General features: G+C 60.4%; 13 protein-coding genes. 11 read left to right on the top strand and 2 right to left on the bottom strand.

The genetic code is table 11. The features are described from left to right. Positions 1-33 precede the first annotated feature (33 nt). From F8N80_RS05370 to F8N80_RS05380, 3 genes are read left to right on the top strand one after another with little or no spacing between them, the layout of a single operon-like run. A complete protein-coding gene (locus F8N80_RS05370; RefSeq protein ID WP_150747281.1) occupies positions 34-819 on the top strand; it encodes an outer membrane protein OmpK in 786 nt (261 codons plus the stop codon). A 1-nt stretch (position 820) separates the two neighbouring features. Then, positions 821-1,198 (top strand): hypothetical protein, encoded by a 378-nt coding sequence (locus F8N80_RS05375; RefSeq protein ID WP_150747280.1) that lies wholly within the window; start codon positions 821-823, stop codon positions 1,196-1,198. Continuing rightward, positions 1,195-1,980 (top strand): outer membrane protein OmpK, encoded by a 786-nt coding sequence (locus F8N80_RS05380; RefSeq protein WP_150783375.1) that lies wholly within the window; start codon positions 1,195-1,197, stop codon positions 1,978-1,980. The genes F8N80_RS05375 and F8N80_RS05380 overlap by 4 nt, the downstream gene beginning before the upstream one ends. A 131-nt stretch (positions 1,981-2,111) precedes the next feature. On the opposite strand, the gene F8N80_RS05385 is transcribed toward F8N80_RS05380, so the two are convergent. Next, entirely contained in the window at positions 2,112-3,284 is a 1,173-nt protein-coding gene (locus F8N80_RS05385) for a patatin-like phospholipase family protein (protein WP_150783376.1), read from the bottom strand. 66 nt (positions 3,285-3,350) lie between these two features. Then, entirely contained in the window at positions 3,351-4,283 is a 933-nt protein-coding gene (locus F8N80_RS05390) for a lipid A biosynthesis lauroyl acyltransferase (RefSeq protein WP_150747277.1), read from the bottom strand. A gap of 117 nt (positions 4,284-4,400) precedes the next feature. Between F8N80_RS05390 and minC the strand changes: the two genes are divergently transcribed. From minC to F8N80_RS05425, 8 genes are all read left to right on the top strand, one after another. Continuing rightward, positions 4,401-5,138 (top strand): septum site-determining protein MinC, encoded by a 738-nt coding sequence (gene minC / locus F8N80_RS05395; RefSeq protein WP_150783377.1) that lies wholly within the window; start codon positions 4,401-4,403, stop codon positions 5,136-5,138. A gap of 199 nt (positions 5,139-5,337) precedes the next feature. Then, a complete protein-coding gene (gene minD / locus F8N80_RS05400; protein WP_150783378.1) occupies positions 5,338-6,150 on the top strand; it encodes a septum site-determining protein MinD in 813 nt (270 codons plus the stop codon). Then, positions 6,151-6,405 (top strand): cell division topological specificity factor MinE, encoded by a 255-nt coding sequence (minE, locus tag F8N80_RS05405; RefSeq protein ID WP_007944431.1) that lies wholly within the window; start codon positions 6,151-6,153, stop codon positions 6,403-6,405. Positions 6,406-6,587: 182 nt separating this feature from the next. Next, on the top strand, positions 6,588-7,223 hold the full coding sequence (locus tag F8N80_RS05410; RefSeq protein ID WP_064676607.1) for an RluA family pseudouridine synthase: 636 nt from the start codon (positions 6,588-6,590) through the stop codon (positions 7,221-7,223). A gap of 33 nt (positions 7,224-7,256) precedes the next feature. Further along, entirely contained in the window at positions 7,257-8,360 is a 1,104-nt protein-coding gene (locus tag F8N80_RS05415) for a hypothetical protein (protein WP_150747274.1), read from the top strand. Positions 8,361-8,435: 75 nt separating this feature from the next. Then, positions 8,436-9,725: a M18 family aminopeptidase gene (locus F8N80_RS05420; RefSeq protein WP_150747273.1), complete on the top strand. Its 1,290-nt coding sequence runs from the start codon at positions 8,436-8,438 to the stop codon at positions 9,723-9,725. 197 nt (positions 9,726-9,922) lie between these two features. Next, a complete protein-coding gene (locus F8N80_RS31115) occupies positions 9,923-10,099 on the top strand; it encodes a hypothetical protein (protein WP_191632859.1) in 177 nt (58 codons plus the stop codon). Between the two features lie 77 nt (positions 10,100-10,176). Next, positions 10,177-12,333, top strand: coding sequence for a mechanosensitive ion channel family protein (locus F8N80_RS05425; protein ID WP_150783379.1), 2,157 nt, complete (start codon positions 10,177-10,179; stop codon positions 12,331-12,333). Positions 12,334-12,478: the final 145 nt, after the last annotated feature.

A 12,478-nucleotide genomic window follows, 5' to 3' on the forward strand; every position in this document is an offset into this window, starting at 1 on the left:
GCCTCGAACAATAACAACAAGAGGGAGCAACAGATGATTCGGACCCAGACAAGCATGCTGTTGGGCGCTGGCCTGTTCGCCGCGAGCCAAGCCATGGCCGGCGATTTACTGCTGTGGCAAACCAACAGTCTGAGCTACCTGTATGGCAAGGACTTCGCGGTCAATCCGTCGATCCAGCAAACGGTGACGTTCGAGCATGCCGACCGCTGGAAGTACGGCGACAATTTCCTGTTCGTCGACAGCACGTACTACAACGGCGAGAAGGATCGGAACAAAGGCGTTCACGCCTATTACGGCGAGTTCAGTCCGCGCCTCTCCTTCGGCAAAATCCTTGACCGCCGCTTCGAATTCGGCCCGATCAAGGACGTGTTGCTGGCCATGACCTACGAGAATGGCGAAGACGATACCGAGGCCTATCTGATCGGCCCCGGTTTCGACCTCGCGGTACCGGGCTTCAATTTTTTCACCTTGAACTTCTACTATCGCCAGACCGAAGGCTCGCGTCCCGGCGACGATGTCTGGCAGATCACGCCGGCCTGGTCCTTCACCCTGCCATTGGGCAATTCGAGCCTGTTGATCGACGGCTACATGGACTGGGTGGTGGATAACGACCAGAACTCCCATGGCACTTATCACGCCAACCTGCACTTCAACCCGCAGATCAAGTACGACCTGGGCAAGGCCATGGGTTGGCGGGAGAAACAGGTGTACGTCGGCGTCGAATACAGCTACTGGAAAGACAAGTACGGCATCGAAAACAGCGCCAACTTCGACACCAATGAAAACACCACCAGCCTGCTGGTGAAGGTGCACTTTTAAGATGACCCGCAACCGCGCTGCAAACCTGTCATCGATGCGCTGTTGCGGGGCACTTGAGACCTGGCCAAGGAGTCAGTATTCTCCGCGGCCGCCGAAATCCGCTTTAAAAAAAAGCCCGGATTTAATTCCTGACCAGAAAGCCAACTTATCCCGGCTCTGGACGGTATCAAGGCATTCCAACCCACCTCTCAATCGACTGTTCCCGAACAGCCGTGCGGGAGGTTTTGTGCTTTTCGAACGCCTTGGCGCAGCACTTGCCAACAGCACGGCAGCCGACCGATTGGATGATTTTTTACAGCTTGAGAACAAGGCGCCAAACCAGAGCGCCGACCTTAAAAAAATACCGTGGAACACCTACTTTTTGGGAGCAACCGAATGAAACGTACGTGCACTAGCCTGATGCTCGCGGGATCCTTGCTGGCCGGTGGCCAGGCCATGGCCGGCGACTTGCTGCAATGGCAGAACAACAGCCTGACCTATCTGTATGGCAAGGACTTCCAGGTCAACCCGCGCATTCAGCAGACCGTGACCTTCGAGCATGCCGACGCCTGGACCTATGGGGATAACTTTTTCTTCGTCGACAAGATTTTCTACAACGGCGAAAAAGACTTCAATGCCGGCCCGAACACCTATTACGGTGAGTTCCAGCCGCGTATTTCCCTGGGCAAGGTCCTCGACCAGAAAATCGAATTCGGCCCGATCAAAGACGTCCTGCTGGCCATGACCTACGAGTTCGGTGAAGGCGATACCGAGTCCTACCTGATCGGCCCGGGTTTCGACCTGGCAATCCCGGGCTTCGACTACTTCCAGTTGAACTTCTATCAGCGCCACACCGAGGGCAGCCGTGCGGGCGACAACGTCTGGCAGATCACTCCGGTCTGGTCCTACACCATTCCCGTGGGTGACTCGAACATCCTGATCGATGGTTTCATGGACTGGGTGGTGGACAACGACTCGAACGCCAAAGGCGACTACCACGCCAACCTGCACTTCAACCCGCAGGTTAAATACGACCTGGGCAAGGCGTTGAATTTTGGTGAGAAGCAGTTGTATGTGGGGGTCGAGTACGACTATTGGTCGGACAAGTACGGGATCAAGGATAGCCAGGTCTTCAAGACCGATCAGAGCACCACGAGCTTCCTGGTGAAGCTGCACTTCTGATCCGGCGGCGTCTGCAATGACGCCTTCGCGGGCAAGCCTCGCTCCTACAGGATTCGTGTCGTTCACATAATTGGCGTACGACACGAATCCTGTAGGAGCGAGGCTTGCCCGCGAAGGCTACACCGCCGATCTCAATCCGGAACCACAGACTCCGCCAACCCAAGAAACCGACACAACTCCCCACGCTTGGCCAACGCATCCCGCCGCCCCAGATCAATCAACTCGCTGCAATACCCCGCCTCGAACAGCAAATAACTCAACACCCCCGCCCCACTGGTCTTGGTCGCCCCCGGCCCGCGCAGGAACAGGCGCAGCGCCGTCGGCAGTTCCTGGCGATGACGCGCGGCGATTTCGTCGATCGGCTGGCTCGGCGAAATCACCAGCACCTCTACCGGTGCCACGCCGAGCGCGCGGCTCGGTGTGCCGTCGGGCAGCAGATGACTGAACTGATTCAGACGCTGCAGCAACTCGATGTCGCTTTCCAGACTGTCAATGAACGTGCTGTTGAGCATGTGCCCGCCGATCTGCGCCAGGGTCGGCTGCTGACCGGTGTAGGCGCGTTGCAGCGGTTGCTGCGGGTCGACACCCCGCGGGTTGCCGCTGACACCCACCACCAGCACCCGGCTGGCGCCCAGATGCAGGGCCGGGCTGATGGGTGCCGATTGGCGTACCGCGCCATCACCGAAATACTCTTCACCGATTTTCACCGGGGCGAAGAGCAAGGGGATCGCGGAACTCGCCAGCAAATGTTCGACCGTCAATTGGGTCGGCACGCCGATTCGTCGATGGCGCAACCAGGCGTCGATGGTGCCGCCACCCTGATAGAAGGTCACCGCCTGGCCGGACTCGTAACCGAACGCGGTAACCGCCACGGCCTGCAGTTGCTGCTGCGCAATGGCCTCGTCAATACCGCTCATGTGCAGTTTGTCGTTGAGCAACCCGCGCAGCGGCGAACTGTTGAGCAGGGCCACCGGAACATGAACACCGATGCCCAGCAGACTGTGACTGACAAAACGGCTGGCCTGATGGATTACCCCGGGCCAGTCACTGCGCAACACCAAGTGGCTGCGAAAGCCCTGCCAGAAGGCGGTAAGACCCTCGATGGCGCCGCGAAAATCCATCGCCCCACTGGCCAGGCTGACCGCGTTGATCGCCCCGGCCGACGTGCCGACTATCACTGGAAACGGATTGCTAGCACCCACCGGCAGCAGTTCGGCAATCGCCGCCAGCACACCGACCTGATAGGCCGCCCGGGCCCCGCCACCGGAAAGAATCAAGCCTGTCACCGGTTCAGCAGGACTCATGGCAACACTCCATGGTTTTCGCGAGCAATCGAGCGTCGACCGGCTGCTCCGACAGGGATCGATGATTCAATCGCGTTTTGCGTACAGCTTGGGCTCGCCCGGCGGACGGCTCTTGAAGCGGCGATGGGCCCACAGGTATTGCTCCGGGCATTCGCGCAGAACGCCTTCGACCCATTGGTTGATCCGCAGGCAATCGGCTTCTTCGGTTTCGCCGGGGAAACCCTCGAGCGGTGCATGAATGACCAGTCGATAACCGCTGCCATCCGCCAGACGCTGTTGTGTGAACGGCACCACCAGCGCCTTGCCAAGCCGCGCAAACTTGCTGGTGGCGGTGACGGTCGCGGCCTGAATGCCGAACAACGGCACGAAGATGCTTTGCTTGGCGCCGTAGTCCTGGTCCGGTGCGTACCAGATGGCCCGGCCGGCCCGCAGCAGTTTGAGCATGCCTCGCACGTCGTCGCGCTCCACCGCCAGCGAGTCGAGGTTGTGCCGCTCGCGACCGAGGCGCTGGATGTAGTCGAATAACGGATTTTTGTGCTCGCGGTACATGCCATCGATGGTGTGCTGCTGGCCGAGCAGCGCCGCGCCGATTTCCAGCGTGGTGAAATGCACCGCCATCAGGATCACGCCCTTGCCTTCGCGTTGTGCCTTCTGCAAATGCTCCAGCCCTTCGACATGGGCCAGTTTCGCCAGGCGTTCGCGCGACCACCACCAACTCATCGCCATCTCGAAAAACGCGATGCCGGTGGAGGCAAAGTTTTCCTTGAGCAGCCGCTTGCGCTCGGCAGGGGATTTTTCAGGGAAACACAGCTCGAGATTGCGCTTGGCAATGCGCCGTCGGTCGCCCGCCACTCGATACATCAATGCGCCCAGGGCGCGACCGATACCCAGCAATGCCGGATACGGCAACTGGACAATCAGCCACAACAGCCCCAGCCCGCACCACAGCGGCCAGAAACGCGGAGAAATAAATGCTGTTCGAAAACGCGGGCGATCCATTGAAGCTTCCGTCAAGACAGTGGCTGCGCATTCTACATCGTTCGACCCGGCTTGCGGCCCGCGGGCGTTCTCGTTATAAGTCTCGGCACTTTTAGTGACAAGCCGTTGTATGCCGCCATGAGCAAATCCGATCCGTTAGACCAAGATCCCGTGTTCCAGTTGAAGGGCAGCATGCTCGCCATTACGGTGCTGGAACTGGCCCGTAACGACCTCGAGAGCCTCGATCGGCAACTGGCCGCCAAGGTTGCCCAGGCGCCTAACTTCTTCAGTAACGCGCCGTTGGTGCTGGCCCTGGACAAACTGCCGGCCCACGAAGGCGCCGTCGATCTGCCTGGCCTGATGCGCATCTGCCGCCAGCACGGCCTGCGCACCCTGGCGATCCGTGCCAGCCGCATCGAGGACATCGCCGCCGCCATCGCGGTCGACCTCCCGGTGCTGCCACCGTCCGGTGCCCGGGAACGGCCGCTGGACGCGCTCGAAGGCGAGGTGAAGAAAAAACCGGAAAAACCGCCGGAGCCGACGATCAAGCCGACCAAGATCATCACGTCGCCGGTACGCGGTGGCCAGCAGATTTATGCCCAGGGTTGCGACCTGGTGGTGGTCTCGTCGGTCAGTCCGGGAGCGGAACTTCTCGCCGATGGGAACATCCATGTATACGGCCCAATGCGCGGTCGTGTGCTGGCCGGGGTCAAAGGCGACACCAAAGCCAGGATTTTCTGTCAGCAGATGAGCGCTGAACTGGTCTCCATCGCAGGCCATTACAAGGTTTCCGAGGATCTGCGCCGCGACCCTTTGTGGGGGTCGGGCGTGCAGATCAGCCTGTCGGGCGATGTGTTGAACATCATTCGGCTTTAACGGATACTGCCGCATTTTCCAAGCATCTCTAAAACATAGCGAAAACGGCTCAAACTAAGTAGGAAAAAGGCTACAAGTAGTGCTTATCTCAGGTAAGTGCTCCTCTGAACCGGCTTCCAGCCAGGGCTGTCCGACTGCAGTAGTTTTCAAGAGATGTTTTCAGGGGCTAAAAGTCCTTTTTCCTTAGGGGTGAAACACCTTGGCCAAGATTCTCGTGGTTACATCCGGCAAGGGTGGTGTGGGTAAGACCACCACCAGCGCCGCTATCGGTACCGGCCTCGCTCTGCGTGGTCACAAAACAGTCATCGTCGACTTCGACGTCGGTTTGCGTAACCTCGACCTGATCATGGGTTGCGAGCGCCGCGTGGTGTATGACTTCGTCAACGTGGTGAACGGCGAAGCCAACCTGCAGCAAGCCCTGATCAAAGACAAACGCCTGGAAAACCTCTACGTACTGGCCGCCAGCCAGACCCGCGACAAAGACGCGCTGACTGTCGACGGCGTGGAAAAAGTCCTGATGGCGCTCAAGCAAGACTTCGAGTTCGTCGTCTGCGACTCCCCGGCCGGCATCGAGAAAGGTGCTCACCTGGCGATGTATTTCGCCGATGAAGCGATTATCGTGACCAACCCGGAAGTGTCCTCGGTACGTGACTCGGACCGCATGCTGGGCTTGCTGGCCAGCAAGTCGCGCCGCGCGGAAAAGGGCGAAGATCCGATCAAGGAACACTTGCTGCTGACCCGTTACAACCCACAACGGGTCAGTGACGGCGAGATGCTCGGCGTCGAAGACGTCAAGGAAATCCTGGCGGTCGCCCTGCTGGGTGTCATTCCGGAATCCCAGGCGGTACTCAAGGCTTCCAACTCGGGTGTGCCGGTGATTCTCGACGATCAGAGCGACGCCGGCCAGGCGTACAGCGATGCGGTCGATCGCCTGTTGGGTAAAACCGTGGAGCACCGCTTCCTCGATGTCACGAAGAAGGGATTCTTCGAGCGCCTGTTTGGAGGTAGGTAAATGAACATTTTTGACTTCTTTCGTGCCAACAAGAAGCCAAGTACCGCCTCGGTAGCGAAAGAGCGTCTACAGATCATCGTGGCGCATGAACGCGGCCAGCGCAGTACGCCGGACTACTTGCCAGCCTTGCAGAAGGAACTGGTGGAAGTGATCCGCAAGTACGTCAATATCGGGTCCGATGACGTGCACGTCGCTCTGGAAAACCAGGGCAGCTGTTCGATCCTGGAACTCAATATCACCCTGCCAGATCGCTGAGTCGATCCGAAAGGAGCCACGGCGGCTCAGGTCCTTACGCACTCCGTAGGAGCGAAGCTTGCTCGCGAACACAGGCAACCCGGTGTATCTGATAGACCGAGGTGACGCATTCGCGAGCAAGCTTCGCTCCTACAGGGCGCGGGGTCTGAGCCGCCGTTGGCGTTTGTTACGAGGCTGTTTTAATGCCGTTGTCCAACATCCGCATCATCCATCAGGACGCCGCCGTACTGGTGGTGGATAAACCGACCCTGTTGCTCTCCGTCCCTGGCCGGGCTGACGACAACAAGGACTGCCTGATTACTCGCCTGCAAGAAAACGGCTACCCGGAAGCGCGAATCGTCCATCGACTGGACTGGGAAACGTCCGGCATCATTCTGTTGGCCCGTGATCCGGACACTCATCGCGAGCTGTCTCGGCAATTTCACGACCGCGAAACCGAAAAAGCCTACACCGCCCTGTGCTGGGGCCAACCGGCACTCGACAGTGGCAGCATCGATCTGCCATTGCGTTACGACCCGCCGACCAAACCACGCCACGTGGTGGACCATGAGTTCGGCAAGCATGCCCTGACCTTCTGGCGCGTGCTGGAACGTTGCGGCGACTGGTGCCGCGTCGAACTGACACCGATCACCGGCCGCTCCCATCAACTGCGCGTGCACATGCTGTCCATCGGTCATCCGCTGCTGGGTGACGGGCTCTATGCACACGAACAGGCCCTGGCCGCCTGGCCGCGTCTGTGCCTGCACGCGAGCATGCTCAGCTTCACCCATCCTCAGACGGGCGAACGCTTGCGCTTCGAATGCCCGGCTCCGTTTTAAGCACACCGCTTCAGAGAAAGGATAGTAATCCGGATGAGTTGTACTGATTTCCTGGCGGTACCCGTCGAAAAAACCCGACACCAACTGCTTTACCTGATCTACGGCGACCATGACGTGTACCGGCGGGAAGCCAAGTTCAGTATCTTGACCGCACTGTCCTACGCCACGAACGGCAAGCTGCCGAGCATCAGAATCCTGACGGATCGTCCGCAGGACTATGCCGGCTGGCCAGTGGAAACCGTCACCCTGACCCAGGAAACCCTGACCCTGTGGCAAGGCGCAAACGGCTATCACCATCGTCGCAAGGCCTGCGCGATTGCCTATGGGCTGACGCTGGCGCAAAAGACCCTGTTCGTCGACACCGACACCTTGTTCACCCGCGACCCGATGCAGATCTTCGAGCGGATTGAGCCTGGGCAGTACTTGATGGATCGGTTCGAATACGACTGGAAAGACGTCCACGAACGCCCTGACTATGTGAAGCTCGGCGGTTGCCTGCGCGCTCATGGCGTCACCGCGGATAACGGTTTCAAGCTGTTCAACAGCGGCGTGTGCGGCGTGACCGATCGCGATACGGCGTTGTTCGACGCGTCCATCCGCTTCATCGACGAATGGACCCGCGACGGCTTCGATATTCACACCATCGAACAGATCGCCCTGTCGTTCGCCCTGCATGGCAAGCCTGTGGGTGAAGCCAAAAAATCCATCTATCACTACTTTGCCGATAAACGCTTTTTCCACGCGATGCAGGCGCTTTTCTTCTCTCGGCATGGCGAAGCGTTCAGTCAGAACCTGGTCGAACTGTGCCGTGACGTGCCGAGCGCGAAACCCTTCCCTTCGGCCTGGCAGCGACTGAAAATAAAATGGAAGCTGCGTCACCAGCGCGGCCCGTTGAGAAAGGTCGGACGCGATCTGCTTTACGGCAGCGCGGCACCCGACCACCCGTACTACACGGCGTGTCGCCACGAGTGGTGGGAAAGTGCCTCGCGGGAGATTCTGCGTTGGGACCGCAGCCGTCAGAAAAAGCTGCTGGAGACGAAGCAGGGCTGGCCTGCGCAACTGCCCCGGCCGGAAAAACCCGAGGATGAGCGGATCATCATGAAGTACCTGAAAAATCGGGTCGAGGCTGCGAGCTGACGTGAGCGGTTCACGTCGTGCCCAAAGCCCCCGACCAATACGTTAAACTGGCTCCACTGCTGTCTGGAGCTACTTATGCGCGAAGAGTTGAACCAAGGCCTGATCGACTTCCTCAAGGCCTCCCCTACCCCGTTTCATGCCACCGCCAGCCTGGTACAGCGCCTGGAAGCGGCGGGCTATCAACGCCTCGACGAGCGCGAGCCATGGACCACCGAAACCAATGGTCGTTACTACGTCACCCGTAACGACTCCTCGATCGTCGCCATCAAGATGGGCCGTCATTCGCCGCTGCACGGCGGGATTCGCCTGGTGGGCGCCCACACCGACAGTCCCTGCCTGCGGGTCAAGCCTCAACCGGAACTGCAACGCCAGGGCTTCTGGCAACTGGGTGTGGAAGTCTATGGCGGCGCGCTGCTGGCGCCGTGGTTCGATCGTGATCTGTCGCTGGCCGGCCGCGTGACCTTCCGCCGTGACGGCAAGGTCGAGAGTCAGCTGGTCGACTTCAAGGCACCGATCGCCACCATCCCGAACCTGGCCATTCACCTCAATCGCGAAGCCAACATGGGGTGGGCCATCAACGCCCAGACCGAACTGCCACCGATCCTCGCACAATTTGCCGGTGACGAACGGGTCGACTTCCGCGCCGTACTCACCGACCAGCTCGCCCGGGAACACGGGCTGAACGCCGACGTGGTGCTGGATTACGAGCTGAGCTTCTACGATACCCAAAGCGCCGCGATCATCGGCCTGCATGGCGACTTCATCGCCGGTGCGCGCCTGGACAACCTGCTGTCATGCTACGCCGGCCTGCAAGCCTTGCTGACGACCGAGACCGACGAAACCTGCGTGCTGGTCTGCAATGACCACGAAGAAGTCGGCTCCTGCTCCGCCTGCGGTGCCGATGGCCCGATGCTCGAGCAAACCCTGCGTCGCCTGCTGCCCGCGGGTGATGAATTCGTACGGACCATTCAGAAATCCCTGCTGGTCTCGGCCGACAATGCCCACGGCGTGCACCCCAACTATGCCGACAAGCACGACGCCAACCACGGCCCGAAACTCAATGCCGGCCCGGTGATCAAGGTCAACAGCAACCAGCGCTACGCCACCAACAGCGAAACCGCCGGGTTCTTCCGCCATCTGTGCATGGCCGAAGAAGTCCCGGTGCAGAGCTTCGTGGTGCGCAGCGACATGGGCTGCGGCTCGACCATCGGCCCGATCACCGCCAGCCACCTGGGCGTGCGCACCGTCGACATCGGCTTGCCGACGTTCGCCATGCACTCGATCCGCGAGCTGTGCGGCAGCCATGACCTGGCGCACCTGGTCAAGGTGCTGAGCGCGTTCTACGCCTGCCGCGAGTTGCCGTAACCGTCGGATCAAAAGCTTCGCGAGCAAGCCCGCTCCCACATTTGAAATGCATTCCAATGTGGGAGCGGGCTTGCTCGCGAAGGCGCCGGCCCAGACAACGCTAATTTAAAGATCCAGCTGACTCATTTCTGATACACCTCACCAACGCACAAAAGCCACCTAGACTTTAACTACCCTTCTCGACAAGGCCGTCGCTCATGATCTCGATGTCTTCGTTCCACGCCATGCTGATCCCGATTCTCGCCGGAATGATCATGCTGGCGATCGGCTTCAATTTTCGCGACAAGAACCTCGGCGTGTTCGCGATGTGGGTCGGCATGCTGACGATCCTCGCCACCGTGGTGTTCAAGATCCTCGCCAAACTCAACGAATAAATCCTCCACCCCGGCTCGCATTGATTTTGACGGGCTCGTACACTCGGCCGATCCGCTCATCCGAGGTTGACCGCCCAGTGTTCGCTCGTCTTTTTGCCCTGCCGTCTCTTTTCCTCGTCTGCCTCATGACGCTGCTGCCGCTGGCCCCCGCCCAGGCGGTCGGCTTGCCGGGCTTGCTCGGCGGTTCGGCGAAATCCCAGCCCGAGGCGCAAGAACCCCTGGGCCAGTCCCTGGACGAAGTCATCAAGTCGCTGGAGAACGATCAGCAACGGACCCAGTTGCTGACCGACCTGAAGAAGCTGCGCGACGCCACCCTCAAAGCCCGGCCCACCACTGAAACAGGCGTTCTGGGCCTGATCGGCGGCACCCTGGCCAGTTTCGAAAAACAGTTCTCCGGAGCCGACAGCCCACTCACGCGCTGGACGCAAGAGTTCGAACTGGCCGAGGATGAACTGGCGGCGCTGGTGCTACCAGCCAATGAATGGCTGCCGATCATCTTTGCCTTCGCCATGATCCTGATGATCTGGAGCCTGTTGGCCGCCGCGCTGATCTGGCTCGGGCACCGGGTGCGGATGCGCTTCGGCCTGACCGAAGAACTGCCGCAACACCCCAGGGCCCTGGACATGCTGCGCTTTGCCCTGCGCAAACTGGGGCCGTGGCTGATCGCCTTGGTCATTACGGTGTACATGAGCTATGCCCTGCCCTCGTCGCTGGGCAAAAGCCTGGCCATGGTGCTGGCTTATGCCCTGGTGGTCGGCACCTGTTTCTCGGCGATCTGCGTGATCGCGTTTTCCGTGCTCGACGGCCCGCACCGCCACCGCGCCTTGTACATCCTGCGCCATCAAGCCTTTCGGCCGCTGTGGCTGATCGGCAGTTTCGCCGCCTTCGGTGAAGCCCTGGGCGACCCGCGACTGGTCGCCAGCCTCGGCAGTCACCTGGCGCACACCGCCGCGACGATTGCCAACGTGCTGGCGGCGCTGTTCACGGGATTGTTCATCCTGCGGTTCCGCCGCCCGATCGCTCATTTGATCCGCAACCAACCGCTGTCCCGACGCCTGACCCGACGCGCCCTGAGCGACACGATCGAAATCCTCGGCACCTTCTGGTACGTGCCGGCACTGGTGCTGGTGGCCATCTCCCTGTTCGCCACCTTCGTCTCGGCCGGCGACACCAGCACTGCGTTGCGCCAGTCGCTGATCTGCACCGTGCTGCTGGTGCTGTGCATGGTCATCAACGGACTGGTGCGCCGCCATTCCCTCAAGCCGCAGCGCAGCGCCAAGCGTCATGCGCTGTACTCCGAGCGCCTGAAAAGCTTCTTCTACACCCTCGCCCATCTGCTGGTGTGGCTGGCATTCATCGAGCTCGGCCTACGGGTCTGGGGCCTGTCGCTGATCGCCTTCACTGAAGGCGAAGGCCATGAAATCAGCGTCAAACTGTTCAGCCTCGGCGGCACGCTGATTTTTGCCTGGCTGATCTGGATTCTCAGCGACACCGCCGTGCACCACGCCCTCACCCGCTCGCGCAAAGGCCTGGCGAATGCCCGCGCACAGACGATGATGCCGCTGATCCGCAATGTCTTGTTCGTGGCGATTTTCATCATTGCGCTGATCGTCGCCCTGGCCAACATGGGCATGAACGTCACGCCGCTGCTGGCCGGTGCCGGGGTGATCGGCCTGGCCATCGGTTTCGGTGCGCAGTCGTTGGTCGCCGACCTGATCACCGGGCTGTTCATCATCATCGAAGACTCCCTGGCCATCGACGACTACGTGGACGTCGGCGGCCACCTGGGCACCGTCGAGGGCCTGACCATCCGCACCGTACGCCTGCGGGACATCGACGGCATCGTCCACACCATTCCGTTCAGCGAAATCAAAAGCATCAAGAACTATTCCCGGGAATTCGGCTACGCGATCTTCCGGGTGGCAGTGCCTTCGAACATGGACATCGATAACGCGATCAAACTGATGCGCGAAGTCGGGCAGAAGATGCGCACCGATCCGCTGCAACGGCGCAATATATGGTCGCCACTGGAGATTCAGGGGGTCGAGAGTTTCGAGTCGGGCAACGCGATCCTGCGCGCCCGGTTCAAGACCGCGCCGATCAAGCAGTGGGAAGTTTCCCGGGCGTTCAACCTGTCCCTGAAACGCCACCTGGATGAAGCCGGGCTCGATCTGGCGACGCCGCGCATGAGTGTGCAGGTGATCACGGCGGGCGGCGGTCCAGCCGCGGATTAACTCCCACCCTGTAGGAGCGAGCTTGCTCCGGGCGGCGTTCCGACGATGGACGTATAGGCACCGCGTTTATCCAGACTGCAAACGTCATCGTTCACGTCCATCGCCGGCAAGCCGGCTCCTACAGGGTTCGCAGCCAATCACGGAA

It is taken from the genome of Pseudomonas fluorescens (assembly GCF_902497995.1).
In the GTDB taxonomy this organism is placed as follows: Bacteria; Pseudomonadota; Gammaproteobacteria; order Pseudomonadales; family Pseudomonadaceae; genus Aquipseudomonas; species Aquipseudomonas fluorescens_BK.